The sequence below is a fragment of the Arthrobacter sp. PAMC25564 genome, assembly GCF_004798705.1.
In the GTDB taxonomy this organism is placed as follows: Bacteria; Actinomycetota; Actinomycetes; order Actinomycetales; family Micrococcaceae; genus Arthrobacter.
This window is the reverse complement of record NZ_CP039290.1, coordinates 2,874,449-2,900,933: the sequence shown is the minus strand read 5'-3', so window position 1 is coordinate 2,900,933 and position 26,485 is coordinate 2,874,449. Positions and strand designations below refer to the sequence as shown.

26 protein-coding genes are annotated in these 26,485 nt (G+C 67.8%); 13 read left to right on the top strand and 13 right to left on the bottom strand.

All coding sequences use genetic code 11. The features are described from left to right. Window positions 1-79: 79 nt before the first annotated feature. Window positions 80-1,093, top strand: coding sequence for a 2-oxoglutarate and iron-dependent oxygenase domain-containing protein (locus E5206_RS13580; protein WP_136322943.1), 1,014 nt, complete (start codon window positions 80-82; stop codon window positions 1,091-1,093). Window positions 1,094-1,108: 15 nt separating this feature from the next. Here E5206_RS13580 and E5206_RS13575 read toward each other — a convergent pair whose 3' ends face one another. Then, window positions 1,109-3,784: a cation-transporting P-type ATPase gene (locus E5206_RS13575; protein ID WP_136322942.1), complete on the bottom strand. Its 2,676-nt coding sequence runs from the start codon at window positions 3,782-3,784 to the stop codon at window positions 1,109-1,111. Between the two features lie 142 nt (window positions 3,785-3,926). Here E5206_RS13575 and E5206_RS13570 point away from each other — a divergent pair, with 142 nt between their 5' ends. Then, a complete protein-coding gene (locus tag E5206_RS13570; RefSeq protein WP_136322941.1) occupies window positions 3,927-5,027 on the top strand; it encodes an FAD-dependent oxidoreductase in 1,101 nt (366 codons plus the stop codon). 24 nt (window positions 5,028-5,051) lie between these two features. Here E5206_RS13570 and E5206_RS13565 read toward each other — a convergent pair whose 3' ends face one another. The 3 genes from E5206_RS13565 to E5206_RS13555 all read right to left on the bottom strand — a co-directional run bounded on the left by E5206_RS13565 (window position 5,052) and on the right by E5206_RS13555 (window position 7,691). Beyond that, window positions 5,052-5,921 (bottom strand): class II glutamine amidotransferase, encoded by an 870-nt coding sequence (locus E5206_RS13565; protein ID WP_136322940.1) that lies wholly within the window; start codon window positions 5,919-5,921, stop codon window positions 5,052-5,054. A 27-nt stretch (window positions 5,922-5,948) separates the two neighbouring features. Beyond that, on the bottom strand, window positions 5,949-7,349 hold the full coding sequence (locus E5206_RS13560) for a glutamate decarboxylase (protein ID WP_136324147.1): 1,401 nt from the start codon (window positions 7,347-7,349) through the stop codon (window positions 5,949-5,951). 120 nt (window positions 7,350-7,469) lie between these two features. After that, a complete protein-coding gene (locus E5206_RS13555; RefSeq protein WP_136322939.1) occupies window positions 7,470-7,691 on the bottom strand; it encodes a hypothetical protein in 222 nt (73 codons plus the stop codon). 169 nt (window positions 7,692-7,860) lie between these two features. On the opposite strand from E5206_RS13555, the gene E5206_RS13550 reads away from it, so the two are divergent. Genes E5206_RS13550 through E5206_RS13540 form a run of 3 tightly spaced genes read left to right on the top strand, consistent with a single transcriptional unit; the run spans window position 7,861 to window position 11,489 of the window. Next, window positions 7,861-9,051 (top strand): macrolide family glycosyltransferase, encoded by a 1,191-nt coding sequence (locus E5206_RS13550; protein ID WP_205759928.1) that lies wholly within the window; start codon window positions 7,861-7,863, stop codon window positions 9,049-9,051. Between the two features lie 57 nt (window positions 9,052-9,108). Continuing rightward, complete coding sequence (ligD, locus tag E5206_RS13545; protein WP_136322938.1) at window positions 9,109-10,131, top strand: non-homologous end-joining DNA ligase; 1,023 nt, start codon at window positions 9,109-9,111, stop codon at window positions 10,129-10,131. 20 nt (window positions 10,132-10,151) lie between these two features. Then, window positions 10,152-11,489 carry a serine hydrolase domain-containing protein gene (locus tag E5206_RS13540; protein WP_136322937.1) on the top strand — a complete coding sequence of 446 codons (1,338 nt, stop codon included), beginning with the start codon at window positions 10,152-10,154 and terminating at the stop codon, window positions 11,487-11,489. Window positions 11,490-11,591: 102 nt separating this feature from the next. Here E5206_RS13540 and E5206_RS13535 read toward each other — a convergent pair whose 3' ends face one another. Then, window positions 11,592-11,933 carry a hypothetical protein gene (locus tag E5206_RS13535; protein ID WP_136322936.1) on the bottom strand — a complete coding sequence of 114 codons (342 nt, stop codon included), beginning with the start codon at window positions 11,931-11,933 and terminating at the stop codon, window positions 11,592-11,594. Window positions 11,934-12,116: 183 nt separating this feature from the next. Here E5206_RS13535 and E5206_RS13530 point away from each other — a divergent pair, with 183 nt between their 5' ends. Beyond that, a complete protein-coding gene (locus tag E5206_RS13530) occupies window positions 12,117-13,403 on the top strand; it encodes a cyclopropane-fatty-acyl-phospholipid synthase family protein (RefSeq protein ID WP_136324145.1) in 1,287 nt (428 codons plus the stop codon). Window positions 13,404-13,418: 15 nt separating this feature from the next. Next, window positions 13,419-14,057: a hypothetical protein gene (locus E5206_RS19310; protein ID WP_168709340.1), complete on the top strand. Its 639-nt coding sequence runs from the start codon at window positions 13,419-13,421 to the stop codon at window positions 14,055-14,057. Here E5206_RS19310 and E5206_RS13515 read toward each other — a convergent pair. Next, complete coding sequence (locus E5206_RS13515) at window positions 14,041-14,700, bottom strand: alpha/beta family hydrolase (RefSeq protein ID WP_136322933.1); 660 nt, start codon at window positions 14,698-14,700, stop codon at window positions 14,041-14,043. The two genes, E5206_RS19310 and E5206_RS13515, sit on opposite strands and share 17 nt — an antisense overlap. Window positions 14,701-14,774: 74 nt before the next feature. Between E5206_RS13515 and E5206_RS13510 the strand changes: the two genes are divergently transcribed. Continuing rightward, the gene (locus tag E5206_RS13510; protein ID WP_136322932.1) at window positions 14,775-15,773 is read left to right on the top strand and encodes a pirin family protein; all 999 of its coding nucleotides are present in this window, start codon (window positions 14,775-14,777) and stop codon (window positions 15,771-15,773) included. A 35-nt stretch (window positions 15,774-15,808) separates the two neighbouring features. Next, complete coding sequence (locus E5206_RS13505) at window positions 15,809-16,147, top strand: GNAT family N-acetyltransferase (protein ID WP_346763448.1); 339 nt, start codon at window positions 15,809-15,811, stop codon at window positions 16,145-16,147. Window positions 16,148-16,207: 60 nt separating this feature from the next. Here the strand turns inward: E5206_RS13505 and E5206_RS13500 are convergent, their stop codons facing one another. After that, window positions 16,208-16,801, bottom strand: coding sequence for a TMEM175 family protein (locus tag E5206_RS13500; RefSeq protein WP_136322930.1), 594 nt, complete (start codon window positions 16,799-16,801; stop codon window positions 16,208-16,210). Between the two features lie 198 nt (window positions 16,802-16,999). Between E5206_RS13500 and E5206_RS13495 the strand changes: the two genes are divergently transcribed. After that, window positions 17,000-18,490, top strand: a complete 1,491-nt coding sequence (locus tag E5206_RS13495; protein WP_240689734.1) for an FAD-dependent oxidoreductase — start codon at window positions 17,000-17,002, stop codon at window positions 18,488-18,490. Between the two features lie 16 nt (window positions 18,491-18,506). On the opposite strand, the gene E5206_RS13490 is transcribed toward E5206_RS13495, so the two are convergent. The 5 genes from E5206_RS13490 to E5206_RS13470 all read right to left on the bottom strand — a co-directional run bounded on the left by E5206_RS13490 (window position 18,507) and on the right by E5206_RS13470 (window position 23,104). Beyond that, window positions 18,507-19,238 (bottom strand): CDP-alcohol phosphatidyltransferase family protein, encoded by a 732-nt coding sequence (locus E5206_RS13490; RefSeq protein WP_240689732.1) that lies wholly within the window; start codon window positions 19,236-19,238, stop codon window positions 18,507-18,509. A 142-nt stretch (window positions 19,239-19,380) separates the two neighbouring features. Further along, on the bottom strand, window positions 19,381-19,767 hold the full coding sequence (locus E5206_RS13485) for a hypothetical protein (RefSeq protein WP_240689730.1): 387 nt from the start codon (window positions 19,765-19,767) through the stop codon (window positions 19,381-19,383). A 47-nt stretch (window positions 19,768-19,814) separates the two neighbouring features. Next, complete coding sequence (locus E5206_RS13480) at window positions 19,815-20,261, bottom strand: cupredoxin domain-containing protein (protein ID WP_205759927.1); 447 nt, start codon at window positions 20,259-20,261, stop codon at window positions 19,815-19,817. Window positions 20,262-20,433: 172 nt separating this feature from the next. Further along, entirely contained in the window at window positions 20,434-22,623 is a 2,190-nt protein-coding gene (locus tag E5206_RS13475) for an EAL domain-containing protein (RefSeq protein ID WP_240689729.1), read from the bottom strand. A 178-nt stretch (window positions 22,624-22,801) separates the two neighbouring features. Next, window positions 22,802-23,104 (bottom strand): DUF4193 domain-containing protein, encoded by a 303-nt coding sequence (locus E5206_RS13470; protein ID WP_136322927.1) that lies wholly within the window; start codon window positions 23,102-23,104, stop codon window positions 22,802-22,804. A 233-nt stretch (window positions 23,105-23,337) separates the two neighbouring features. On the opposite strand from E5206_RS13470, the gene E5206_RS13465 reads away from it, so the two are divergent. Together E5206_RS13465 and E5206_RS13460 are read left to right on the top strand one after the other, a co-directional pair. Further along, entirely contained in the window at window positions 23,338-23,607 is a 270-nt protein-coding gene (locus E5206_RS13465; RefSeq protein ID WP_240689727.1) for a hypothetical protein, read from the top strand. 84 nt (window positions 23,608-23,691) lie between these two features. Continuing rightward, entirely contained in the window at window positions 23,692-24,441 is a 750-nt protein-coding gene (locus tag E5206_RS13460) for an ABC transporter permease (RefSeq protein WP_136322926.1), read from the top strand. 58 nt (window positions 24,442-24,499) lie between these two features. On the opposite strand, the gene E5206_RS13455 is transcribed toward E5206_RS13460, so the two are convergent. Then, window positions 24,500-24,994 (bottom strand): HtaA domain-containing protein, encoded by a 495-nt coding sequence (locus tag E5206_RS13455; RefSeq protein WP_168709339.1) that lies wholly within the window; start codon window positions 24,992-24,994, stop codon window positions 24,500-24,502. Between the two features lie 183 nt (window positions 24,995-25,177). On the opposite strand from E5206_RS13455, the gene E5206_RS13450 reads away from it, so the two are divergent. Then, complete coding sequence (locus E5206_RS13450; RefSeq protein WP_136322924.1) at window positions 25,178-26,161, top strand: trypsin-like peptidase domain-containing protein; 984 nt, start codon at window positions 25,178-25,180, stop codon at window positions 26,159-26,161. Window positions 26,162-26,485: the final 324 nt, after the last annotated feature.

Sequence of the window (26,485 nt, the reverse complement as noted above, 5' to 3'; positions counted from 1 at the left end):
CAATACCACAGTCCGGTGCGTAACATTGAGGTCAATCAAGGCTCCAGCTTGCCAAATGTACTGAAAAGGACTACAGACGTTGTCACTCGAAACTTTGCCCGTACTTGACTTTTCCCGTTTGCAGGCTGGTCCGGAAGAGGCGGCCGCATTCCGGGACGAGCTGCGTGACGCCATGCATGAGGTCGGCTTCTTCTACCTGGCCGGCCATGGGGTCCCGCAGGAACTGACGGACGCCATGCTGGAGGTCTCCCGCCGCTTCTTCGAGTTGCCCGACGAACAGAAGCTCGCACTCGAGAACGTCTTCAGCCCGCAGTTCAGAGGGTACACGCGGGTCGGCGGAGAGCTGACGGACGGTGCTGTGGACTGGCGCGAGCAGATCGATATCGGCGTCGAGCGCATCGCCGTCGCGCCGGGCCCGGGGGTTGCCGACTATTGGCGTCTGGAAGGCCCCAACCTGTGGCCTGAGGCGCTGCCCGGGATGCGGGCGATTGTCTCGGAGTGGACCGAGCGGCTGAGCACCATCTCACTCACACTCCTGCGGGCCGTGGCGGTATCGCTCGGGGCACCCGAGGACACTTTCGACGCAGCCTTCGCGGCGCAGGCTTTCCCCCTGCTCAAGATTGTGCGGTATCCGGGGGAGTCCAACCCGGAGCCCAAGCAGGGCGTCGGCTCGCACCGCGACGGCGGGGTGCTGACGCTGCTGCTGGTCGAGCCCGGCAAGGGCGGACTTCAGGTTGACTACCAGGGGAAGTGGATCGACGCACCGCAGGTTCCGGGCACGTTTGTGGTCAACATCGGGGAAATGCTCGAACTGGCCACGAACGGCTATCTGAAGGCGACCCTGCACCGGGTGATTTCGCCTCTCAAGGGCACAGACCGGGTCTCGCTGCCGTTCTTCTACAACCCGGCGCTGGACGCGACCATGCCGCAGCTCGCGGTAAGCCCGGAGTTCCAGGCCAAGGCCCGCGGCCTGTCGGTGGACCCGACGAACAGCCCGATTCTGGAAACCTACGGGGACAATGCCTTGCGTTACCGGCTGCGGGCACACCCCAACGTCGTCGAGGTGCACCACGCTGACCTGGTGAACGGCTGACCGCGCTTTTTCCCCTCAGTGGTGCGGCAGCACCGGTTGCGTCATCCCCCGGCGCATGCGGAAGCGGATCGCCTTGTGTGCCGCGTCGGCAAACAGCACACCGGGAATGGCCAGCGCCGCGATGACGAAGCCCTCCAGCGTCGGCGGGGCCTGACCGAGCAGTTCGGCCACCGGGAGCGCGAAGAGGAAGATGCACAGCAGCGCTACCTCGATCAGCACTGCCCAGATGAGCCGGGGGTTGCCGTTCCAGCGCAGCCGCCAGAAGGGTTTGCCGGCGCTGCGGCAGGCGACGGCGTTGGCCAGCTGTCCCAGCACGACGGCGGTGAATGCCGTGCCGGACGCCGCCGCCATCAGCCCGGGGTCCGGCAGCGGTCCGCCCGCCCGCCAGCCACCGGCCAGCAGCACCACAAGGAAGCCGCTCATCTCGAACAGCACCTCGACCGGGCCCAGCAGTGCAAAGACCCGGAAGACCAGGCTTCCGTCCAGCAGATGCCGCTTCTCCGGGGGGCGCGACATCACGCCGTCGCCCGGTTTTTCACTGCCCAGGGCCAGGGCGGGCACGAGATCGGTGCCGATGTCGAGGAAGAGGATCTGCAGCACTCCGATGGCCAGCGGGAAGTGGCCGCCGGAGAGCGCCCAGATGACGAACGGGGCCAGCTCGGCCACGTTGTCCGTCAGATGGTAGGTCAGGAAACGGCGGATGTTGGAGTAGGTCGCCCGGCCCTGTTCCACCGCCACGATCATCGTGGCGAAATCATCGTCCAGCAGCACCAGGTCCGCGGCGTTCCGGGCGACGTCGGTTCCGCTCAGGCCCATTGCGACGCCGATGTCCGCCGCCTCCAGGGCCGGGCCGTCGTTGACGCCGTCCCCGGTCATGGCCACCACATGGCCGCGCTGCTGCAGGGCCTGGGCCACCATCAGCTTCTTCTCCGGGGAAACACGCGAGACCACAACTCCCTCGCGGTCCAGCAGGGCACCAAGGACTTGCAGGTCCTCCGGGAGCTGGTTTCCGTCCAGGACAATCCCGGGGCCAGGTTCGCCGCTGCCGGGCGTCCCATCGCCGATCAGTCCGATCTCCCGGGCGATCGCGGCGGCCGTGACCGGATGGTCCCCGGTGAGCATGGCAATCTTGATTCCGGCTTCCCGGGCCTGGCGGATTGCGCCGGCAACGGTCGGGCGCGGGGGATCGTGCAGGCCAAGCAGGCCCAGCAGCTCAAGCCCGCTCTCAAGGTCGGCAGCCCCCAGTGCGCCATCCATGGCTCCCTGCTGCTCCGCGGCGGAGAGCCGGCGCCCCGCCACCGCCAGCACCCGCAGTCCGACAGAGGCCATGGTGTCCATCGCGGCCTGGGCGTCTGCGCCGGGATCGGCGCCGGGGGACCCGTCCTCCGGCCAGACGCAGGCCGCGAACACGGATTCCGGTGCGCCCTTGACCCACAGCTGATCGCCCGAGACGGCGCCCGTGCGCTTGCGGACCTTGTCGAACGCGAAACTTACCTCGGGCGGGGACGCCTCCGCACCCCCGCCCAGCCGGCGGTCGAGGGCGACGATGGCAGCCTCCATGGGATCCCCCAGGGCACGCCAGCGGCCCTCATGTTCCTCGATGTCGCCCTGCGACGCGGCACGGGCGCCGGCGGCGAGGACGGCGGCCAGCCGCCGGGCAGCATCCGTGCCGTCGAATTCCGCGCTGGGCTCGTAGCCGTTGCCATCCACCGTGAGGGTTCCCTCCGGCGTCCAGACCTGAACGGCGCTCATCCGGTTCTGCGTCAGGGTGCCCGTCTTGTCCGTGCAGATGAAGGTGGTTGAACCCAGGGTCTCCACCGCCTGCAGGTTCCGGACCAGGGCATGACGCTTGCTCATCCGTTGCGCACCGATGGCCAGGGACAGCGTAACGGTGGGCAGCAGGCCCTCGGGCACCATGGCCACGGTGACGCCGATGGCGAAGAGGAAGGCGCCCGTCAGCGGGTTGCCGATCAGCAGTGAAATCAGGAAGAAGGCGACGCCGACGCTGATCGAGATGGCGGCGATGATCTTGACGATCCGCTTGAGCTCCAGGTCCAGCGGGCTGGGCGGGGGAGCCGCCCGGGTGGTCAGGCGGGCAATCTCCGCCAGCCGTGTGGCGCTGCCGGTGGCCGTCACGAGGCCCACGGCATCCCCTTCCGCGACGAATGTCCCGCCCGGTACGGAGTCTCCCGGAAGTCCCGGGACCGGCTCACTTTCGCCGGTCAGCATGGACTCGTCGAACCTGAGGGAAGAGCTCGAGATCAGCTGAAGGTCCGCCGGGATCCGGTCCCCGGCGGTGAGCAGGACGACGTCGCCGGGGACCAGTTCCGCCGCGTCCACCGTGGTGGGCTTGCCGTCGCGGCGCACCCTGACACGGGCCGGCAGCAGCTCGCGCAGCTTTGCGGAGGCCCTTTCCGCGCGGGCCTCCTGGAAGAAGGCGAACAGGCCGTTGACGACGACGACGGCGGCGATCGCCCAGCCGAGTTGCGGGGTGCCGGCCACGAAGGCGAGGATGGCTGCCGCCCACAGCATCAGCGCGAAGAAGTGGGTCAGTTCTGCGGCCAGCCGGGACCACCACGGCCGGGTGCGCTCCGCCGGAATCGTGTTGCTGCCGAAGCGGGCACGCAGTACGGCGACATCGTCGCTGCTGAGGCCAAGCGATGCCTCCCGGAGGTCATTCGCCGGTTCCATGCCTCATTGTTACCCGGCAGGGAAGCGAAGGGGAAGGTATTGGCGTGCGTTGGTCCCGCTGCGGACCTGGCGGATTAAAATAGGAGGCAGACGTCCATGATGGCGGCGATCCCGTTTACGCGCGTCCAACAAGGGGGTTTCCATGAACGAGTCAGCATCGCAGCAGTCCCTGGTCGTGATCATCGGGGGAGGGTATGGGGGCATCAATCTGGCCAAGGCATTGGATGAGTATGCCGCGGTTATCCTGGTCGAACCCAAGGACGCGTTCGTGCACAACATCGCGGCGTTGCGGGCAGTCGTGCAGCCGGATTTCCTGCCCCGCATGTTCCTGCCCTACGACCGTCTGCTCGCGCGTGGCCGGGTCATCCGCGACCGGGCCGTCAGGGTTGACGGGAACAGCGTCGGGCTTGAATCCGGGATGCAATTAACGCCGGACATCATCGTCCTGGCTACCGGGTCAAGCTACCCCTTCCCGGCCAAGAGCGGCACGGACAGCACCGCGGAAGCGCTCGAGCGGTATCGGACCGCCCACGAGAATCTCAAGCGGGCCGGCCGCGTGATGCTGCTGGGCGCCGGGGCGGTCGGGCTCGAGTTTGCCGGGGAAATCGCCGCAGCCTGGCCGGACAAGGAAATCGTCCTGGTGGACCAGGCCGAACAGATCCTGCCCGGGCCCTACGACCAGCGGCTGCGGGATGAGCTTAACCGGCAACTGCGTGACCTCGGGGTGGAGCAGGTGATGGGAAGCCCCCTCACCCGGCTTCCGGAGCTGCCTGCGGGGCAGGCCGGCAGGTTCTCCGTTTCCACGGCGGCCGGCAGCACCATCGACGCCGACATCTGGTTCCGCTGCTATGGGATAGCGCCGCAGACCGGCTACCTGGCCGGGGACCTGCTGGCAGCCCGCACCGCCGAGGGGTACCTGCTGGTCACCCCTGAACTGACGGTCGCAGGATCCAAGAATGTCTACGCGCTGGGCGACATCGCGGCGATCGATGTGAACAAGGCGAGCGTCGCAGGCAACCAGGCCAGGATTGCCGCCGCGAACATCCGGGCACAACTGGCGGGGAGCACGGAACGCACGGAATATACCCCGGCACCGCCTGTGATCATCCTCCCGCTCGGGCCGGCTGGGGGTTCCGGGCAACTTCCCGGCGGGGAAATCGCCGGCACGGAGCTCATCTCCCGGATCAAGGGACAGGACATGATGATCACGCGGTACGCCGAGATCCTCAATCTCCCGGGCTGAACCCGCCGGGCCGGCCCCGCACAATCACGGCTTCCGGGATGTCGGTGCTGACAGGTCAGGATCGGACAGCGTGAGGGGATGCGCCGGGGTCTCCGGAAAGGGGAAGCTGGCGGTCACCGCGAGATCCGGACCGACATGCACGAGTTCACCGGCCACTACCGGCCGCCAGCCGGGATTGTGATCCATCGGCTCGGTGGCGATGAGGACCTGGGCCGAGCGGGCGAGATCCTCGCTGCGGGCGTGGATGCGGGCGCTTCGGGCGTCCAGAGGGGCTGCAGGGCGGGGGGCACCGGCCGGGTCCCGTTCCAGGATGTACAGCTCATGGCTGGCCGGGTACCTGACCGCCCAAAGGTCCGTCGCCGTCGTCAGGATGAGGTTCAGGCTTAACACCGGCAGCTCCCCGGCGATCCACGTGATGGCCCGGGTGATGCCTTCCCCGACGTCGCCGCCGGTCCGCCGGCTCTCGGCGGTGATGAGCGCGAAAAGGCGTTCGCTGTCGGTCTGCCCGTGCACGAGATCGGCGGCCCCGAGGCGGGCCAGGCGCTGGTCAATCCGGGGGAGGTCACCAAAGGCGCCGTTGTGGGCGAACAGCCGCCCGTCCTGCTCAAACGGGTGGGTGTTGACCATGGTGTGTGCGCCGGTGGTGGCATACCGGACATGGGCCAGGAACGTTGTGCTCTTCAGGTCCCGTGCCTCGCGCGCGAACGCGTGGTCCTCCCACGCGGCCAGCGGCTGCTTGGCCACATGCGCCCTGCCTGCCGCGTCAAAGGTGCCTATTCCGGCGCCGTCGGGCTCCCTCCTGCTCTGGTCTGCGAGGCTGTCAGGGGCATCCAGGAGCCAGAACGTGGCCCGGACCGGCTCGGGACCGGCGTGCAGGCCGAACAGTCGGCACATCGGCACTCCTTATCCGGCGTCAGCCGGCTAGTGGTGGAAGGCCGGGGTGTGCCCCTCCGAGGGGAAAGGTGCGTTCAGGCCGTCCAGATAGGTGACCTCCTTTTCGAGGTCCTCCAGGAAGCTGGCTGCGAGGTCGCGGGTGAACCCGTTCCGGACGACGACGCGCTGTACGGTGATGTCGCTGAGTCCGTCAGGCAAGGGATAGGCGGGGACAATCCAGCCGCTCATGCGCAGCCGCTCGGAGAGGTGATGAAGGTTCCAGTTCCGGGTGTGGCCGTCGGTGAGTTGCCACGCGAAGACGGGAATATCGGATCCGTCACTCAGGAGGGTAAAAGCATCCATCTTTCCGATTTGCCCGGACAGGAACACGGCGACGTCCCGGGACGCGGACTGGACCGATTTGTACCCGTCGAAACCGAGCCGCAGGAAGAGGTAGTACTGCAGCAGGACCTGGGCTCCGGGCCGGGAGAAGTTCAGTGCGAAGGTCGGCATGTCGCCGCCGAGGTAGCTCACGTGGAAGACCAGGTCATCGGGCAGCGCAGCTTCGTCCCTCCAGACGATCCAGCCCAGGCCCGGATACACCAATCCATATTTGTGGCCTGAGGTGTTGATGGAGGCCACCCGGGCGAGACGGAAGTCCCAGACGGTGTCCGGCTGCAGGAAAGGGGCGATCATGGCCCCGGAGGCGCCGTCGACATGGATCGGAATGTCGAGTCCGCGGCTGGCCTGGATTTCGTCCAGGGCCGCCGAGATCCTGTCGACGGGTTCGTACCGGCCGGTGTACGTCACGCCCATGATGGCGACTACGCCTATGGTGTTCTCGTCCACGTACTGGTCCAGGTCGTGTCCGTCGAGCACCTGATGCTCCATCGATACGGGGACGTAGCGGGCTTCAACGTCCCAATAATTGCAGAACTTCTCCCAACAGACCTGGACGGCGGAGCTGAGGACCAGATTCGGCTTCTCCGCCGATTGGCCCGCCGCGCGCCGGGCGTGCTGCCATTTCCGTTTCAGTGCAAGGCCTCCGAGCATGCACGCTTCGGAGGAACCAATCGTGGAGGTCCCGATGGCCTTGGCCGGGTCCGGCGCATTCCACAGGCCCGCGAGCATACGCCAGCAGCGGGTCTCAATCATGGCCGTCTGCGGGTACTCGTCCTTGTCTATCATGTTCTTGTCGAAGGACTCTGCGTAGAGCCTGGCCGCTTCCGGCTCCATCCAGGTACCGACGAAGGTCGCCAGATTCAGCCGGGCGTTGCCGTCAAGCATGGCTTCATCGTGGACGATCTGGTACGCGGTCGAGGGCAGGGATTCCTGGTTTGGCAGCTCAAAGCGCGGGAACATGGTGGACTCGCCGGGCCGGCTGAACATGGGGTTGAGTTCAACGGCCGTGTCGGGCTCGCTTTTCGATGTCCGGTGTGACCTGTTGATGGCTCGCTCCTTTGGAATCGCCGCGTCGCGGCTGTGGCACGGTTTGCCGTGCCCCACGCTACCGTGGGCAACGCCCACCTGGCCTTCACTGCCGCGCGGCGGCAACGGACAGTGCCCGGACTATCCGGCTTCTTCGCCCTCCCAGCTGACGTGGACCCAGCGCTGCCCCTCGCCGTCCCAGGACTCCGTGTGTCCCAGCCGGGCAAGGTCGTCAAACGCGGCGGCGATGCCATGCCGCTGGAGGGTGTCCCGCAGTTCCTGGATGGCTTCCCGGACGGCCGAAGCCACGACCTCCGGGGTATTTGACGTGACGCGCCGCGATGCCTCGTATGTTGCACTCATGAGTGCCATTGTTCACGTTCCGCGCCGTCATGGGAATGGCACGTGCCAACACCGCCCCGGAGCCCGCCGGGTATCGCGCCGCGGTCATTCCAGGCGCATCATAAAGTGAGATGCCGCCGATGGAGCCGCCGCTGGTCCAGCGTCAGCCAGGCGACGGGGAGTGATCGTCATGCATTTTTCCTTCATATCCATTCCCGCCGCGGGCCACGTTAACCCGACCCTGGCCGTGGTTGCTGAACTGGTCCGCCGCGGCCACCGGGTCAGCTATTTCACCGCTGCCAACTTCGCCCCGCAGATCGAGGAAGCCGGGGCGGCATTCCACGCCTCCGGGGAGAACTGGATGGCACTGTTGCCGGATCAGGGGCCCGGTCTCCCTGCCCGGGGGCAGTTAATGCTGCCGATGATGAAGCGCGTGTTCGAGGATCTTCGTGCCAGCTTTCCGGTCCTGGTGGAACAGCTCAAGGAGGACCCGCCCGACGCCGTCTGCTTCGACGCGATGACCATCAGCGGCAGCATGGCGGCGGAGAAGACCGGTGTGCCTGCGATCGCTCTGATGCCCACGTATGCCACCAACGAGCACTTCTCGATCAGGACGCTCCTTCCCGCCGCGCCTCGCCCGGAAATGGTGGAGGCGTGGACGACGGCGGGCCGTTGGCTCGTTGAGTTCGCCGCCGAACAGGGCGTAAGAGCTCCACGGATGTTCGACGGACCGCCAGCGCCGTTCAACATCGTCTTCATTCCGCGCGCGTTCCAGCCCATGGGCGAGACCTTCGATGAACGGTTCCAGTTCGTGGGTCCGTGCGTTGGCGGACGTGAATCCCATGCGGAGTGGACCCATGAGGGGCCGAAGCCCTTGCTCTTCATCTCGCTCGGCACCACCCCGTTGAATCGGCAGCCGGACTTCTTTCGAATGTGCATGGAGGCCTTCGGCCAGGGCAAGTGGGACGTCGCGATGGCCGTCGGCGAGCAGACGGACCCCGGCTCGCTGGGACCGGTTCCCGCGAATTTCCAGGTCCTGGCGTTCTTTCCGCAACTGCTGGTACTGCGCCACGCGGATGTTTTTCTCACCCATGCCGGGATGAACTCGACCATGGAAGCACTCTACTTCGGGGTCCCGATGGTGGCATTTCCCCAGCAGCCCGAGCAGGAAGCCACGGCCCGCCGCCTGACGGAGCTAGGCCTGGGGCTGCAGCTGGCGGCCGCGGACCTCACGCCGTCGGCCCTTCTGGACGCCGTATCCGGGGTCAGTGGCGATCCGCGGATCCGCCGGAATGTCGCCGGAATGAGCCTGGCAGTCCGCGAGGCCGGAGGGGCCGAAGCGGCCGCGACCGCCATCGAAACCTGGCTGCACGTCCGGTAGGCCGGCGCACGGGCGTCAGCTATTGGGTTGCGGGTCCGCCGGGAGTAGCTTGTCCCCATGGTCAGGGAAGAAGCAACGGTCACTGTCACTGGTCCGCAGGGGGCCCGGGAACTGCGGATATCGAGTCCCGGGCGTGTCCTCTGGCCGAAGCCGGGCCTGAGCAAACTGGACCTCGCCCGGTACATCGTCGACGTCGGGGACCCTTTCCTCGCAGCGAACGGCGGCCGGCCCGTGACGCTGCAACGGTTCCCGGACAACGTCGACGGCGAACAGTTCTTCTCGAAGAATCCGCCCAAGGGGGCCCCTGACTTCGTGAGGTCGGTGGTAGTGGTCTATCCGAGTGGCCGCTCACACCCGCAGCTGGTCATTGACGAGGTCGCCGCCGCGGTCTGGGCGGTGCAGATGAACACGGTGGTGTTCCATCCGTGGGCGTCCCGGGCCGGCAACCCGGACAATCCGGACCAGCTGCGGATCGACCTTGACCCGCAGCCCGGCACGGGGTTCGCGGAGGCGGCCACCGCCGCCGTGGAGCTGCGGTCCGTGCTGGCCGAGGCGGGGCTGACCGCCTTTATCAAGACCTCCGGAAGCCGCGGGCTGCACGTGTTCGCCCCCATTGAGGCCACCCGCGAATTCCTGGCGGTCCGGCACGCCGTGATCGCGGCCGCCCGCGAACTCGAACGGCGGATGCCCGAAAAGGTCACGACGGCCTGGTGGAAAGAGGAACGCGGCACACGGGTCTTCGTGGACTTCAACCAGGCGAACCGCGACCGCACGATGGCTGGCGCCTACAGCCCGCGTGCCTTGCCGAATGCCACGGTCTCGTGCCCGATCGGTTGGGAGGAGCTGGACGGCGCCAACCCGGACGACTTCACGGTCATCACCGTCCCGGAGAGGCTCAAGAGCACCGGCGATCCGTGGGCGGGGATGCATTCGAGCGCGGGCACCATCGACGCCCTCCTGGAGTGGTGGGAGCGGGATCTTGCGGCCGGGCTCGGGGAGCTTCCCTTCCCGCCGGACTTCCCGAAAATGCCCGGAGAACCCCTGCGGGTGCAGCCCAGCCGGGCACGCAGCAAAGGCTGAAGGCCGACAAGGAGCCAACGATGACCACAGCAAACCGTGCCAGGCGCAGACTGCGCCGGTCCTTCACCGCAGTGTGCCTGGCCGCCGCGCTGCTCGCCGTGTCGGCGTGCACCGGCTCCGGGCCGCCGCAGCCGGGATCGACGTCGTCGGCCACCAGCACTTCCACCGCTCCTGCCACTGCTACTGCTACTGACACGACGGCCACCAGTACCGCGGCGGCACCGGCCCTGCTGCCCCTGGATAAGGCGCAGCTGCAGAAGACCTTCGAGGACACTGCCAAGGAGCTGCTGGTTCCGGGGGCAGTCGTGCTGCTGCGCACCCCGGAGGGGGGATTCACCTCCACCTACGGGGTCAGCAACCTCGGGGGAAACGCGCCGGTCTCGCTGGATGACCACATCAGGATCGGTTCCATCACCAAGACGTGGACCGGAACCGTCATCCTGCAGCTCGTGCAGGAAGGCCGGCTGAAGCTCAGCGACCCGGTCGCGATATACCGGGCGGATGTTCCCAACGGTGCCAACATCACGATCGAACAGCTGCTCACCATGCGGAGCGGCCTCTACAACTACTCTGAATCGTACGAGCTCAACCTGGCCCTGGATACCACCCCGCAACGCGTCTGGACGCCGGAGGAACTCCTCGCAATCGCGCTTCCGCTTCCGGTCTACTTCGCACCCGGGCAGGGCTTCCACTACTCGAACACCAACACCGTCCTGCTGGGCCTGATCGCCGAAAAACTTGAAGGAAAACCGCTGGCCCGGATCATCCAGGACCGGATCCTCGGGCCGCTCGGTCTGAGCCAGACGTCATTCCCGCCGTCGGACTCGAATGTGCTGCCGTCCCCGCATCCGCAGGGCTACATGTACATGACCAACGTCCTGACGATTGCCAGCTCCCAGCTGCCGGCCGACCTGATCGCCCGGGCAAAAGCCGGAACCCTTGCCCCGAACGATTACACCAACTCCAACCCGTCGTGGGCGTGGGCCGCCGGCCAGGGAATCTCGACCGCCGGCGACCTCGCGACCTGGGCCGAAGCCATCACGGGCGGCAAACTCCTCAGGCCCGAGCTGCAAAAGGTATGGCTGGACAGCCCCCGGCCGGTGGACCCGAACGACGCCGGAGGGGCTCTCTACGGACTGGCTCTGGCCAAGTTCGGGCAGCTCTACGGGCACACGGGGGAGCTGCCCGGTTTCAACTCGTTTATGGGCAGCGACCCCGTGAACAAGGTGACGCTCGTGGTGTGGACGAACCTCGCTCCGTCGGCGGACGGACGGGACCCGGCGGCGGTGATCGCCCGGGCCCTGATCGGCGGGATTTACGCGCCGGCGGCCTCCCCGTCCCCGGGCTCTTCGGAGTAGGCGCCACGGCACACCGCCATCCTGGAGCCCTCGCCTTGGCTCATGCAGACCCGTCAGTTCACGAACCCGTCGCGGCTCGCCGGACGCCGGGGCTGACCCGCGCTAGGCCTTGACAGTACGGGCGACGCCGCGCACCACGACGCCGACGGCGCACACGAGCGGGACCAGCACGGCCAGCAGCGCCAGGGTATTGGGCCGGAACACCATGTGCCCGCGCGGGCCACGCCCGTAGACGCCCAGCGGAAGCACGAATCCGCCGCCCCCTCCGCCGGCTGCACCGTCCCCGCCATTCCCGGCGTCGGGATTGCTGCCCCCGCCGAAGCCAAAGGACACCAATGCCACCGGGATGATTTCTTCCCCGGCGATCTGCACCGGAGTGCCGTAGGCCCTGGACACACCTACGTTTTTGAATGCCTCGACGAGAGACGCGAAAGCTTCAGACATAGCCAACACGATAGGCACCCGACGCGGGGAGCGCCAGAGCCGTGCGCCTTGTAATCATCATTGCGGACGAATCCGAAGGACGTGTCCCCTGTCCGAACGCCATGTTTGCCACATAGATTGAAGGCAGCAAGGCGCGGGTGCGCTTCTTGGAGCAGGCACAGTGTTGGAAGAGAGGCAATGAACATGGCGAAAACCACGGGAGTGGCATCACGGCTGGCCGGCGCGCTGGCGATCGTCCTCGGGACCCAGGAGATCCCGCTCCGGCTGCGGGCGTGGGACGGTTCTGAAGCCGGCCCGGCTGACGCCCCGAAGATTGAGTTCCGCTCCCGGCGGGCGCTGCGCCGGATCCTGTGGTCGCCGGGGCAGCTGGGGCTGAGCCGGGCCTACGTGGCCGGGGATATTGACGCGCCCGGCGACATCTTCGCGACCTTCGCTGCCCTGAGCTCCGCCGGGAAGTTCGCCGAGCCCGGCCCCTTCCGCCCGCTCACGGCGCGCGAGATCTGGACCCTGGTTACGGCCGCCGTCCGGCTTGGCGCCCTCGGGCCCAACCCGGCGCCTCCGCCGGAGGAAGCCCGTGTCACGCGTTACGGCAAACGCCATTCCAAGGGCCGCGACGCGGCGGCCATCTCGCACCACTACGACGTCGGCAATGACTTCTACGCCCTCGTGCTGGGCCCGTCGATGGTCTACTCGTGTGCGGTCTGGAACGACGAGAGCACCGGCCTGGACGCCGCCCAGGCGGCCAAACTGGACCTGGTCTGCCGCAAGCTGGGGCTGAAACCGGGCATGCGGGTCCTGGACGTCGGTTGCGGCTGGGGCAGCTTCGCCCTGCACGCGGCACGGAACTACGGGGTCGACGTCGTCGGCGTCACGCTCTCCACCGAACAGGCGGCGCTGGCCCGCAAACGCGCGGCCGACGCCGGGCTGACGGACCGGATCGAGATCCGCGTGCAGGACTACCGCGACGTCGACGACGGACCGTTCGACGCGATCAGCTCCATCGGCATGTCAGAGCACGTAGGCGGCGGCGAGCAGATCCGCCACTACGTCTCCCAGCTGCAGGGGCTGCTGCGCCCCGGCGGCAGGCTGCTCAACCACGCCATCTCCTGGAACGCCGGACCCACGGCCCCGGACCCGGATTCCTTCATTCCCCGTTATGTCTTCCCCGACGGCGAGATGCTCAGCCTCTCCGAGATGCTCGGGGCCCTGGAGTCCGGAGGGCTGGAGGTGCTCGACGTCGAGGCCCTGCGCCGGCACTATGCGCTGACCCTCCGGGCCTGGGTAAAGAACCTGGAAGAACACTGGGATGAGGCCGTGCAGTCCGCCAGCCTCGGGCGGGCCCGGGTGTGGCGGCTCTACATGGCCGCGAGCGCCCTGGGCTTCGAGGCGGGACTGACGGGCGTCAATCAGGTGCTCGTGCAGCGCCCTGGCGGCGCCGAGCCGCCGCTGCGCCGGACCGCCTGGCTCTGAAGGGGGGAACGCGTCATGGCTGAATGGCAGGACGCCCTTCCCGGATGGGCCGCCGGATGGCTCGCCGTCCAGGGCCGGGCATCGGCGGTCGAGGCGGACGGCGTGATGGCCGTCCCGGACGGGGAACACCGCCAGCCGGAGTACATCCTCGCGTGGCCGGGAAGCGGCGTCGACGGCGCCGCTGCGGTGGTCCTCCAGCAACCCGGAGCCGTCCTGGCGCTGGCAACCAGCGAGCCCGAAAAGGCGCGGGCCTATGCTGCTGCCCGCGGCCTGGCCGCCGTCGGGGAGGAATCCCTGCTCGCTGCTAGGACGGAAGACCTGGACGTGGTACCGGCGCTGCCCGAGGACGCGCAGCTCGCCGAGGCCCCCCTGGAGCTGTACGACGTCGTCGAAATTTCCGTCTTCGACCATCCGGTCGCCAGCGGGCGGATCAGTATCCAGGACGGCCTGGCGGTGATCGGGGGAGTCCGCACCCGGCATCCGGACGACGCCGATCACCTGGGGGCCGCGGTGGTCGCGGCGCTCGCCGACGAGGCCGGCGTGCACGGCGCGGGCACACTCTACACAGTCCTGGACCCGCTGGACGTGGCCGGCTACACGGCCGCGGGCTGGACGGCCGTGGCCGACGTCCTGCGCTTCAGTGCACCTTCATGAAGGCCGCGACCGGTCCGGCCAGCGAGGCCCCCACTTCCTCGGGGCTGCGCTTAAGCCCGGCGACCTCAAAGGTGTGGCCGCCGCCCTGGCTCCACTGAAGCGTCGCGGACGGGATGCGGGCCACCATGCCCTCCAGCAGTTCAGGGCTCGCGAAGGGATCGCGCGTGCCCTGCAGAAAGAGCATCGGCAGGGTCAGTCCGTAGAGGTGCCCGTCGCGGAGCTTTTCCGGTTTTCCCGGGGGATGGAGCGGGTATCCGAGGTAGACCAGTCCGGCCGCCGGCATGCCCTCGGCAACGGCCATCGAGGCCATGCGCCCGCCGAATGACTTGCCGGCGGCCCACACCGGCTCGCCGTCCGAACGCGAGGCTGCCGCCTCCATGGCGGCCCGCCAGGTTGCGATGGCAGCCGGCGGCCTGTCCGGGAACTTCCTGCCCGCCTCGCGGTACGGGAAGTTGAAGCGGAGTGTTGCGACGGATTCCTCGTTCAAGGCCCGGGTGAAGCCGGTCAGGAACGGATGGTCCATGCCTGCCCCGGCACCGTGGGCGACGACGAGCGTGGCAAAGGGGCTGTCAGGGCGGGCATAGGCGCCGGGGACTGTGCCGTCGCCGACAGGGATGGTGATGGCGGATTCGGGGATGGGCATGAATCAATGATGCTGGTAGACGGCCACAGTACAGAAGTCGGGCACCGGGATCCGGGCGGCGCTAGGCTGTGCTCATGAGCAATACCGAAGTTGCCCCCCAGGAAGTTCTCTGCGAAACCGACGACAGTTGCATCGGCGTGGAAATACTGGTCCCGCGGCAGGTCCCGTTGGGCGGACCTCGGGCGATGGATGTGCGACGCACCCTTCCCCAACGCCAGCGCAGCCTCATCGGTGCCTGGTGCTTCCTGGACCATTACGGCCCGGACCGGGTCGGCGACAGCGGCGGAATGCACGTCCCGCGCCATCCGCACACCGGACTGCAGACGGTCAGCTGGCTGTTCACCGGTGAGATCGAACACCGCGACTCGGCCGGTTTCCATGCTGCGGTGCGGCCCGGCGAAGTCAACCTGATGACCGCGGGCCGCGGTATCAGCCATTCGGAGTTCTCCACCCCGGACACCGATGTCCTGAATGGCGCCCAGCTGTGGGTGGCGCTGCCGGAACGCGCCCGCCACATGGAACCGACCTTCGAGCACTACCGCCCGGAGGCGCTCAGCGGGGACGGCTGGACCATGCGCGTCTTCCTGGGATCCCTCGCCGGTTCCACCTCTCCGGTCACCACCCACACACCCTTGCTCGGCGCGGAGATCATCCTCGAGCCGGGGGCGCAGCTGCGCCTGGACACCGAGCCGTCCTTCGAACACGGACTGCTGGTGGACACGGGAACCCTGGACCTGGACGGGCACTCCGTCGCGAAGGACCACCTCGCCTACCTCCCGCTTGGCCGTGCGTCCCTGACCCTGGCGGCCGGCAGCGGACCGTTGCGCGTACTTCTCATCGGCGGGGAACCGCTGGGCGAACCAATCGTGATGTGGTGGAATTTCGTCGGCCGCAGCCACGAAGAAATCGTCGGATACCGGGCACAATGGCAGGCCGAGATCGGTGCGGAGGACGGCGGGGCTGCTGCCGCCGCAGGAGCCGGGGGCCCCCGCTTCGGCACCTTTCCGGGCGGCCAGCCGGCACCGCTGCCGGCTCCGGCCCTCCCGAACGTCCGCATGCGCCCCCGCGACTGAACCGCCACCCGGAGAGAAGCGAGGAGAGCTTGGCCATGATCACCATCCGCAACCACCCTGAGCGGGGCCGCTTCGAAGTGCTCGACGGCGAAGCCGTCATCGGCCAGTCGGCCTATCTGGATCACGATGGTTCCCAGCGGATCTTCTACCACACGGTCATCGACGAAGAGTATGGCGGGCAGGGGCTTGCCGGGCGGTTGGCGGCCCAGGCCCTTGACGAGACGGTGGCCGCCGGGCTCGTGATCGTCCCGGTCTGCCCGTACATCAGGAATTACGTGGAGAAGCACACCCGATATGCGGCGCATATCAGGACGCCCACCCCGGACATCCTGGAATTTCTCAACACCTCGCTGGCAGGGCGCGCCCGGCGATGAGGGCTTTCCGCACCGCGCCCGGCGCAGGCGCCGCTGACCCGTTCCCCGGCCCGCAGGATCTCAGCCGTTGGGTTCAGCGGTGCGCGTGAGGAACCGCTCCACCCGCCGGTCCGGAAGGAGCCAGATCGCTGCTACGCCGCTGTAGACCACGAGGCCCAGGACGGGGTTCACCAGGCTGAGCCCCATGCCCAGGATGTAGAGGAAGGGGGATCCCTTTCCCTTCCAGTCCCGGCCCAGGGCCACGTCCAGCGGGCCGTTCCTTCCTTGCTGGCCGATCAGGGCCGACTTCAGAAGATAGAAGGCGACGGCAGCGAGAAGCAGATTCAGCCCGTACACCAGGACGGGGACCTCCGCCAGGCCCGCGGTGTTCAGCCAGCGTGTGGTGAAGGGGAAGAGTGAGAGCCAGAACAACAGATGCAGGTTTGCCCAGAGCACCCCGCCGTTGACCCTGCCGGCCAGATGCAGCATGTGGTGGTGGTTGTTCCAGTAGATCCCGACATAGATGAAGCTCAGCAAGTAGCTGAAGAACGTCGGGAGTTCGTCCAGCAGCGCACTCCAGCTTGGCTCCGCAGGAACGTGGAGTTCCAGCACCATGATGGTGATGATGATGGCAAGCACGCCGTCGCTGAATGCCTCCAGCCGGTTCTTATTCATAAAAGGGCTTTCATCCCGGAATTTTGCTCGAGTCTACGCCGGGGGTCCGGCGGCGGCCAGCCGGCGATGCAGGGGGCCTGCGCCCGCCCTTCCGGCCCTATGCAGGCATTCTGAATGGTGCTAGATTCCGACCATCTTCACCGGGAATCTGCACGCACCTTCGGGGCGGGGGATGCATGCTCGTCGGAAGGCATTGCCGTGAGTGAGCGATCCGAAGGAAAACCAGTATCCCTCTGGGTCGCCACGGCCGGGGTCACCGGATATCCCGCGCTCGACGGCGACCTTGAGGTCGACACGGCGGTGATCGGCGCCGGCATCGCCGGCCTGACCGCGGCGCTGGCCCTCAAACGGGCGGGCCACAGTGTGGCCGTGGTTGAGGCGGCCCGTGTCGGCACCGGAGTCACCGGGCACACCACCGGAAAGGTCACGTCCCTGCACCGTCTGGCGTACACGGCGCTGGCGGACCGCCACGGTGTGGACACCGCGCGCGGCTACGGGCAGGCGAACCAGGCCGCGGTCGAGCACATCGCGCGCGTCGTTTCGGCGGAGCGGATCGACTGCGATTTCCGCCGTGTGGCCAACTTCAGCTACGCCGAAACCGACGAGGCCCTGGCCCTGGTCCGGGACGAAGCCGCCCTGGCCGCCGGGCTCGGCCTTCCCTCCGTCTTCACGAGCGACGTTCCCCTGCCCTTCGCGGTGAAGGGCGCGGTCCGCTTCGAAAACCAGGCACAGTTCCACGCGGTAAAATACCTGCAGGGCCTCGCCCGCGCCGTCGACGGTGGCGGCAGCTTTGTGTTCGAGGAGTCCCGGGCCGTGGCGCTCCGCGACGGCTCGCCCGCCATCGTCGAAACGGGGCGGGGTTCGGTCCGGGCGCGTGACGTCATCGTGGCCACCAACGTGCCGTTCGGCGACGGCGGATTTTTCGACGCGCGGTGCCTCCTGCACCGCTCCTACGTCGTCGCCAGCCGGGCCGGCTCCCTGCCGCTGGAAGGAACCTATATCAGCGTCGACGATCCGATGCGCTCGATCCTGGCGGTCCAGGTCGAGGGCACCGGCTACCTGCTTGCCGGCGGCGAAGGCCACCCGGCGGGGGAGTCCGTCGACAGTACCGAGCGGTACCGCCGGCTCGCGGCGTTCTCCCGTGACCGGCTTGGCGCGGGCGGGGCGGAATTCCGCTGGTCCACGCAGGACGGGCTCCCGATCGACGGCCTGCCCTTCGTGGGGATTATGCCTCCCTCGGCCTCGCATGTCCATGTGATCACCGGCCTGCGCAAATGGGGCCTGAGCAACGGCACCGCCGCGGCCCTTATCCTCGCCGATACCTTGTGCGGCCGGGTGAACCCCTGGGCGCGGGTGTTCGACAGCAACCGTGCCACCCCGGCCGTCAGCGTGGCACGGCCCGTGGACCGGGACGGTCCGGCGGCGGGTCACGCGCTTCCCGCTCCGGGGGAGGGGTCCGTCGTTGAGCGGGACGGCGAGAAGGTTGCCGTCTACGCCGACCCGGCCGGGAAGCTCCGGGCCGTCTCGGCCGTCTGCACGCATCTTGGCTGCACCGTCGAGTTCAATTCTGCCGATGTGACCTGGGACTGTCCGTGCCATGGCTCCCGGTTTGCCACCGACGGCACCGTCATTCAAGGTCCCGCATCGACCAGCCTCGTGCCGAGGCCATCACCTTTCGGCCAGCCCTAGTCACGCGGCGGCTTCCTTACCGGCCGCCAGTCCGCCCGAGGCCCGACGACGTCGCGGCGCCCCGCGGCATGCGGTGGAGGCGCTCGAGCTCGACGACGTCACGGCCGAAGGACAGGACGAGCAACGTGAGGGCCAGGGCGAGTCCCGCCGCGCCCAGAGCGGACGGGACGCCGGGGGCCAGGGCGAACAACAACGCGGAAGGCTGGAAGGCGCCGATAACTTTCCGGGCGGTACTGGGTGGCAGCGGTTCCCGCAGCGACGGCCGGAACCAGCCGCCGGCGAGGAAGGCGTAGTACATAAGACCGATGCAGAGCGTCCAGGGGCCGGCTACTGCCGCCGCCGCAGATGAGAGCACCAGCACGAGAGCGCCGTCCGTATCCGTATCCAGTCGTGACCCCGCAGCGGACGCGGTGCCGGTGAACCGGGCAACGCGGCCATCCACGGCGTCGAGCAGAAGGGCCACGGTGCCCATCAGGACGAGGAGCAGCGCCGGCCGGGACCCTGCGAACAGTCCCGCAACGGTTACGGTGCCGCAGCACGCCACCAGCACGGCCCGCAGCAGCGTGACGCGGTCAGCGGGAGAAGACAGCAGGGGGCGGCGTCGAAGAATGGCGGCGGCGGCCCGCCCGACCACGGCGGCGCCGGCAGCGATGGCCAGGACCCGTGGGCCGCCGCCGGGGATGGTGATGGCCGAGAGCCAGATTCCGGGCACCAGAAACGCCGCCATCGCCGCTGTCACATCGGTCACGGCACGACGCTCCGCTGTCCCTGGCATGAACCACCTCGCCCCCATGCTAACAAGTTCCGCAGGCGCCACTTCGGCATCGCTGCAGGACCCGCGACGGCGGCCCCGGCCCGCGGCGGAACGCTCGGGAGCGACGCGCCGGGGCCTACGCCCGGTGCCGGCCCGCCCGGACGAATCCCAGGCCGGCCAGGATTGTCCCGGCGGCTTCCGCCGCCGCGCTGAGGGACTTTTCGAAGAACCAGACCGGGTCATACATGGCCGGGAAGGGACCGAACGCGGGCAGGTTCACATAACGGTAGAGGACCACTGCCGCAAAGGCGCTCAGGGCGACGATGAAGGCGGCCGCATAGGCCGCCCTGCTGCCCCGCAGGAGGACATACAGCGCAGCCAGGACCGCGGCCGCGGACTCGAGCAGGAAGAGGTTTCCCTGGCCGATCCCGGCAGAGTTCCCGGCCGGATAGCCGGGTGCGAGATGGATATGGACGCCGGCATCGATGAACAGGGCGACGGCCGTGAACACCCGTAAGGCCACGCTGCTTCCACGCACCCCCACGACAGTGCCGGAGTGGCTTCGGACGCTCACTTGACCGTCAGCGTCCCGTGCATGTTCGGGTGGTAGATGCAGTGGAAGGTATAGGTGCCGGGCTGTGACGGAGCCGTAAACGTCGCGTTTCCGCCGCTGCCCTTGACCTCCACGTCAAACGCCGAGCCCTGGTCTGCGGTCACGGTATGCTCCGCGGTGTCCATGTTGGTCACCGATACCGTCGCGCCGGGGGACACCGTCATTGGATCGCCAAAGGCGAAGTCCTTGATGGTGATGGCGGGGGCCGCGGCCGGCGCTGCGGAGCCTTCCGCGCCCGGGGCCGCCGACGTCATGGCGGAGGAAGACTCCATGGGCATGCCTGCCGTCGCGGACGCCGTGGCGGACGACGGCGGGGCCGTTGTTCCGCCGCCAGCGGCGCAACCGGCCGTCCCGAGCAAAACCAGGGCCCCCAAGAGTACGGCCCGTGCCTGTCCAATGTTCATGGCGTACCATCCTCGGCGCTGGGAATTAGCAGTTACGGGAGAATCCACTACTCACCATTGTCCGCCTGGTGCAAGGAAAGAGCGCCGGCAAATTCAGTGCCGGCCCGGCCAGTCCGCCGCACAGCACGCAACGTTATTGATCTATATCCGGCCGGAGTGACGCCGGGCCGCCTCACACGCCACCGGCTGAGGTGCCGGATCCGGACCATGCCTCCAGCTGCGCGTCCGAGGCCAGCAGTGCCTCGATCACCGAGGAAGGGGCCGGCCGGCCAAGGAGGTATCCCTGCCCCATGGTGCAACCAAGGGAACGGAGGAGGGCCAGCTGTTCAGGGTCTTCGATGCCTTCGGCGATCACGTCGAGATCGAGTTTCTGGGCCAGCCCCAGGATGGCCTCGAGCATGGCGGCCGACGGCGGGTCCGAGGCCTGGCCGGCGAGGAAGGAGCGGTCGATCTTGAGGATGTCGGCGGGCAGGACGGCCAGCGAGCTGAGGGAGGAGTAGCCGGTCCCGAAATCGTCGATGGCGATGCGTACCCCGAAGCTCTTCAGCCTGCTCAGCGCGGTGATCCCGCCGTCGGCGGTGGTCGCCAGGGCCGTCTCGGTGACTTCGAGCACCACCCGGTCCGCCTGCGCCGCGGGGTCCGCGAGGATACTCTCGATGGCGGCCATGCTCCGGGGCGTCGGCAACTGCAGCGTGGAGATGTTGACGGAGACCCACAGATCCGCGCAGTGGCTCAACGATTCACGCCAGCCGGCGGCCTGGCGGCAGGCTGTTTCGAGCACCCAGCAGCCGATGGCATCGATGTCACCGGTCTCTTCGGCCAGGGGAATGAACTCCGCCGGCCCGAGCCGCCCCAGAGTGGGATGTTCCCACCGGACGAGCGCCTCCACGCCGAGGATCTCACCGGTGTGAAGATCGGTCACCGGCTGGTATTCGAGCCGGAGTTGCCGCGCGGGCACAGCGGCGGCGAGGTCGGTCCGGAGGGCGGCGCGGTAGGTCATCTGGTCATACCCCTGGGCGTCAAAGAGCTGGTATCGCCCCTTGCCGCCGTGCTTGGCCATGTACATCGCGAAGTCGGCCTGCCGCAGCAGCTCCGCGGGGTCCCTGGTCTCGGGGCGGCGCTGTGCGGCGCCCATGCTGACCGTGACCTTCAACCGGACTTCACCGATCGAAAACGGTGCACGCAACGCCTCATGGATCCGCTCGGCGATCACACCGGTAACGGAACCGCCGCCGTCGTCCATGACTACTACGGCGAACTCATCGCCGCCCAGGCGGGCGACGAGGTCATGGGCGCGCACGCAGCCCTGCAGCCGTTTGGCCAGGTGCACCAGCAGTGCGTCGCCTCCCTCATGGCCCAGCGAGTCGTTGACGTCCTTGAAATCGTCGACGTCGATGATCAGCAATCCCTCGTGCCGGGTCTGTCGCTCGCTTCCGGGCCTGAACGCCGCGTTCAGGCGCTCGGTCAGCGCCGCGCGGTTGGCCAGCCCGGTAAGGGGGTCGTGGGTCGCCCGGTGGGTCAGGGCCAGATGACTGTCATGGACGGAGCCTGCCATGGAGTTAAACGCCTCGGCCAGTTCTCCGAGTTCGTCGCGGCGGACAACCTCGATGCGGTGGCTGTAGTCCCCGGCGTGCAGGCGGACAGCCCCGCGATGCAGGCCTTCGATAGGCCTGAGCAGGTACTTCACCATCCGGCTGCGGAAGAATACGACTCCGGCCGCCGCCAGCGCAAACAGCGCGCTGCGCGCCGCGATCACGATCTGTTGGAGTTCCGCGCTGTAGGCAAGGCCGGCGTCCATCTCATCCAGCGAGGAACGCTGGATGCCGGCCAGCAGCGCACGGATGCCGGCACCGGCTGCGCCAAGGGCAGGAGCCTCCGGCAGGTGGTCCCCTTGGAGCGCCTGCACCTGGCTGCCCCACAGGCCGTGGGCCGTCAGGGCGTCCTGCCAGGCCTGGCGTGCCGTGATGACGGTGGACCGCATGTCCCGCTCGGCCGGAAGGACCCTGGCAGCGTCGTCGAACCGGTGGTTGAGGTCCTCCTGCTGCCGGATGAAAGCGGACGTGTCGCCCGGCGGGGCGGCCAGCAGTTGAAGAGCGGCCTGTTCGTGGGCCTCGAGGGCGGAACTCAATTGCGCCACGGTGTCGGACTCGAGGTGCAGCCGGGTGGCAGTGTCCTTGACCTGGTCCGTGACACCCCGCACACCGACGATCGTTGCCCCGGCCCCGGCCAGCAGTGCCACCAGCATCAGCATGGAGGCCCTGGACCATTCACGCTTCAGGCTCCAGGTGCGGGACGTCCGTCCGGTGGGGGTCAGCGGCAGCCCGGCGCGTGACCCCGCCCACCTGATGATCCTGTACCGCATGAGTTCAGCCTCCGGCCACGTGCCGGCACTCGCCGCATCGTCAAAGAGGAGCGTACCGGAACGTGACTCTCATTACATGCTGGGTAGCTTCGTGGGGCAATTGTGAAGCGTGGGACGGGCCAGCGCCAGCGGACCGGTCCGTGCCCGCCGTCGCCGCAGCCGCCCCGGAGCCGGTCGATCAGCTCAGGCAGTCGGCACAGTAGGCGTGGCCGTCTTTTTCGCGGGCGAGCTGGGACCGGTGCCGGACCAGGAAGCACGAGTAGCAAGTGAACTCGTCTTCCTTCTGCGGGATGACAGTGACCGTCAGCTCTTCGCCGGACAGGTCAGCGCCCGGCAGTTCCACGCCTTCGGAGGTGTCGGCCTCGTCGAGCTCACGGGCTACGCTGCGTGCATCCGGCGCATTCGCGGAGCGGAGGGCCTCCAAGGAGGCGTTGCGTGATTCCGCGACGTCGGATCGGACTTCGTCATAATCGGTTGCCACCTGGTTAATACTCTTTTCGGTTGTTCTGACTTTCCGGGATGAACGGTACAGCATAAAACCCTTAATTTGCCGGGTACAGGGGGTCCGGGCACCGTGACCCTCGCGACAGCCGGGGCCGCCTGCCGTAACCCGGGATGCCCGGATTCGTTCCAATCCCGTCGCCTGGATGTCATGCGCCGTTAATTCCGGTGACCTAGCCTGTTGCTTTAACCAGGACCCGTCGGAAGGGATTCATGATGGCCGATATCGCTGCAGTGATGGGACGGCTGACCCCAGCCGAACTCGACGAACTCAGGGATCTTGGTCCCCAAGGACATCTGAGCAGAAAGCACACCGAGGCCCTGGACCGGGCTGCCGGCGGCCCGGATGCGGGCCGCGGTTACTACGTTCCCACCGGCAGCGTCAGTGCCACCGGCGGACCGCACCTTGTCCTCCGCAGCGATGTTTCCGGCTGGCTCTTCGGCCCGGCCACGCAGATCCCGCAGTCCCAGACAGGCATCTGAGGCACCGGCTCCGCCCCCTCCGGACTGCGGGGATCCCGACGGCGTATGCGGCACCCGGCCCGTGGTGCTCGCTAGGCTGGGCGGATGACGGAGCCTGGTGATTTCCTGCCCACACTGCTGGGAGTCGGGATCCTGATGGTCCTGACGGTGGGAGTCCTTGCGGCATTCCGCGCGCCCCACAGTGCCGCCCCGGCGCTCTCAATCCTGCGCGGAGCGGCGCAGCTTGCCACTATCAGCGTGATTCTCGGCGGGGTGATCACCAGCCCGGTGTGGGTCGCCGCCGCACTGCTGGTGATGTTCACCGTCGCCGTGTGGACCGCCTCACGCCGGCTCGGAGGGGGCTGGAGCCGCCTGGGCGTCGTAGCCGGATCGATGGCCCTGGGCATCACAGCGACCCTGGCCATCATCTTCAGCACCGGCGCCATCGCATTGACACCCCGGTATGCCCTGGCGATAGGCGGCATCGTGATCGGAAATGCGATGACGATCGCCACGCTGGCTGGCCGACACCTGGCCGAGACCGTGATTGCGCGCTGGGACGAGGTGGAGGCATGGCTGGCCCTGGGGGCCACGCGGCGGCAGTCGACCCTGGAACTCGCACGCCGCGCTGTCTATTCCGCCCTCATCCCTTCGACCGACCAGACCAGGACGACGGGTCTGGTCACCTTGCCGGGGGCGTTTGTCGGGGCGATCTTCGGGGGAGTTTCGCCCGTGGAAGCGGGCCGTTTCCAGATCGTGGTGCTGGCGTCGATCATGGCGGCCGGGTCCATCACCGCCGTCACGCTGATCGGCATCCTGGCGCCCGTCCGGGTGCGGCCTGCCCCGCTTGGATAGGGACGGATCCGGCGGCGCGGTCCGGAAGGAAGGTGGGGATGCGGCTGTGTTGGGGGCCTTAGACCTTCACCCGGATGAAGAGGGGGTCCATCGACTGTTGCGCCGCGTACTGCCCGTCGAACAGCTCCGCACCCTCGGGGGAGATCACGACGTCGACGTCCGCCCAGACGAGGGATCCGTCGATTTCGCGCGGCGCCGAGGCGTGCACAAACCCTACCGCGGTACGGCCCTGGCCGCCGGTGCTGATGGACAGGACCCCGCGGCCGCCGGTGAACGCGATCCACGGGTCCAGCAGCCTGACGAACAACATTCCGTGGTGCCCGGCGAGGCGGACGTCCCCGCGGAAGCGCAGCACCCCGGTGCCGAGAGCGACGTCATAGTCGGATTCTTCGGGGCTGAAGCAGAACAGGCTGGATTCGACCACCGTGGCGCCGTCCGTCGCCGAGACGGTGCCGTCCGGCAGGTCCCTGATGTAAGCGATGAAACTGCGCTTGATACCCCAGGTGAGGCCCAGCGGAGGCAGCTGATCAGGTGTTGCGGACGCTGGGTTCACGTAGGTTCTCCTGTGGCTGGTGGGCTCGTCTGCTTCCGAGCCTAGCGGCGGATCCGCGGCTGGCGGAACTATTGCTCCGGCGCGTGACATGCGGCGTATTTCTCTGACGGCGTAGGGTGCGCGGGACTACCGGTGCAACGCCGGTGGTTGACTTGGATAAGTACCGTTCGTAGGAGGTGCACCGTGGCCACTGTCATCAGCAGGGTTCCTGGGTCGGACGCGTCCGATGACCCGCTGGATTCCTATTCCGCGACGGTCATCCGGGTAGCGGAGACTGTCACCCCGCACGTTGCGGCGATCGAGATGACGGGCAGCGGGCGCAACGGCAGGTCCCGTGCCGGGGCAGGCTCGGCAGTCCTCTTCACCTCGGACGGGTACCTCCTGACGAACGCCCACGTGGTCGGCGGCATGCGGGACGGCCACGCGGTTTATACCGACGGAACCAGGACTGTGGTGGAAGTCGTCGGCGCGGACCCGCTCTCGGATCTCGCCGTCGTCCATGGCAAGGCTCCCACCGCGACGCCAGCCGAATTCGGCGACGCCGAGTCCCTCAAGGTGGGGCAACTGGTCATCGCCGTCGGCAACCCCCTGGGATTGTCGGGCTCCGTGACGGCCGGAGTGGTCAGTGGCCTTGGCCGATCGATCCCGGTCTGGTCCGGGCGCAACCGCCGGATGATCGAGGATGTCATCCAGACCGACGCCGCCCTCAACGCGGGCAGCTCGGGAGGCGCGCTCGCGGATGCCCGCAGCCGGATCGTTGGCATCAACACGGCCGTAGCCGGAGCCGGCCTGGGGCTGGCCGTTCCCATCAACGCCACCTCCCGGCGCATCATTGCCTCACTGCTCAAGGACGGGCGCGTCCGGCGGGCCTACCTCGGCTTGGTCAACACGCCCGTCCAGCTCCAGGCCAGCGCCGTGGTCCGGACCGGACACCGTGAGGGGTTGCTCGTCGTCGAGGTCCTCGCCGGGTCTCCGGCCGAACGTGCCGGCCTCCGTTCCGGAGATGTCCTCCTGAGTGTCGGCGCGACGTCCGTGTCCAACGCCGAGAGCCTGCAGAAGTTGCTTTTTGCCGAGGCCATCGGGGCGCCCCTGGACCTGGGCGTGCTGCGCGACGGTGTTGAACTGCATGTCGTGGCGGTTCCCGAAGAGATGACCGAGAGGGATTAGCCGTCCTGTATTCAACGCCACAGCACGGTGTTCCGGCGAAAATCTACTTGCTTCGGCTGCTGACTACCCGCTTACCGTTCCGAAGGCGTACTCGGCGGTACTGACACCGGTACGCGTCTTTCTCCGGCGAAAAGATCGGGTAGTTTCAGCGCTTGTTGCGCCAACTTTGGCGTGTCACGGTGTTATTGGAAGGTCGGAGGGAACAGCGTCTCAGTACAGCTTTGTTCGGCAGTGATTCCACCCTCCACCTTCCGATTACGTTTGTTTGTCTGGGGAATCGGAGACCATCGTGGAAAACCAGGCCGGAGCTACACCGTCAATTTC

Bases quoted from the DNA above. Each gene is read 5' to 3' on its own strand.
- E5206_RS13500 (WP_136322930.1), bottom strand. From the start codon at position 16,801: ATGAATAAGAACCGGCTGGAGGCATTCAGCGACGGCGTGCTTGCCATC.
- E5206_RS13515 (WP_136322933.1), bottom strand. From the start codon at position 14,700: ATGCCCATCCCCGAATCCGCCATCACCATCCCTGTCGGCGACGGCACA.
- E5206_RS13555 (WP_136322939.1), bottom strand. From the start codon at position 7,691: ATGAGTGCAACATACGAGGCATCGCGGCGCGTCACGTCAAATACCCCG.
- E5206_RS13565 (WP_136322940.1), bottom strand. From the start codon at position 5,921: ATGTGCCGACTGTTCGGCCTGCACGCCGGTCCCGAGCCGGTCCGGGCC.
- E5206_RS13510 (WP_136322932.1), top strand. From the start codon at position 14,775: ATGAGCAATACCGAAGTTGCCCCCCAGGAAGTTCTCTGCGAAACCGAC.
- E5206_RS13465 (WP_240689727.1), top strand. From the start codon at position 23,338: ATGATGGCCGATATCGCTGCAGTGATGGGACGGCTGACCCCAGCCGAA.
- E5206_RS19310 (WP_168709340.1), top strand. From the start codon at position 13,419: ATGGCTGAATGGCAGGACGCCCTTCCCGGATGGGCCGCCGGATGGCTC.
- E5206_RS13530 (WP_136324145.1), top strand. From the start codon at position 12,117: ATGGCGAAAACCACGGGAGTGGCATCACGGCTGGCCGGCGCGCTGGCG.
- E5206_RS13535 (WP_136322936.1), bottom strand. From the start codon at position 11,933: ATGTCTGAAGCTTTCGCGTCTCTCGTCGAGGCATTCAAAAACGTAGGT.
- E5206_RS13505 (WP_346763448.1), top strand. From the start codon at position 15,809: ATGATCACCATCCGCAACCACCCTGAGCGGGGCCGCTTCGAAGTGCTC.
- E5206_RS13575 (WP_136322942.1), bottom strand. From the start codon at position 3,784: ATGGAACCGGCGAATGACCTCCGGGAGGCATCGCTTGGCCTCAGCAGC.
- E5206_RS13475 (WP_240689729.1), bottom strand. From the start codon at position 22,623: ATGCGGTACAGGATCATCAGGTGGGCGGGGTCACGCGCCGGGCTGCCG.
- E5206_RS13550 (WP_205759928.1), top strand. From the start codon at position 7,861: ATGCATTTTTCCTTCATATCCATTCCCGCCGCGGGCCACGTTAACCCG.
- E5206_RS13540 (WP_136322937.1), top strand. From the start codon at position 10,152: ATGACCACAGCAAACCGTGCCAGGCGCAGACTGCGCCGGTCCTTCACC.
- E5206_RS13570 (WP_136322941.1), top strand. From the start codon at position 3,927: ATGAACGAGTCAGCATCGCAGCAGTCCCTGGTCGTGATCATCGGGGGA.
- E5206_RS13480 (WP_205759927.1), bottom strand. From the start codon at position 20,261: ATGAACATTGGACAGGCACGGGCCGTACTCTTGGGGGCCCTGGTTTTG.
- E5206_RS13460 (WP_136322926.1), top strand. From the start codon at position 23,692: ATGACGGAGCCTGGTGATTTCCTGCCCACACTGCTGGGAGTCGGGATC.
- ligD (WP_136322938.1), top strand. From the start codon at position 9,109: ATGGTCAGGGAAGAAGCAACGGTCACTGTCACTGGTCCGCAGGGGGCC.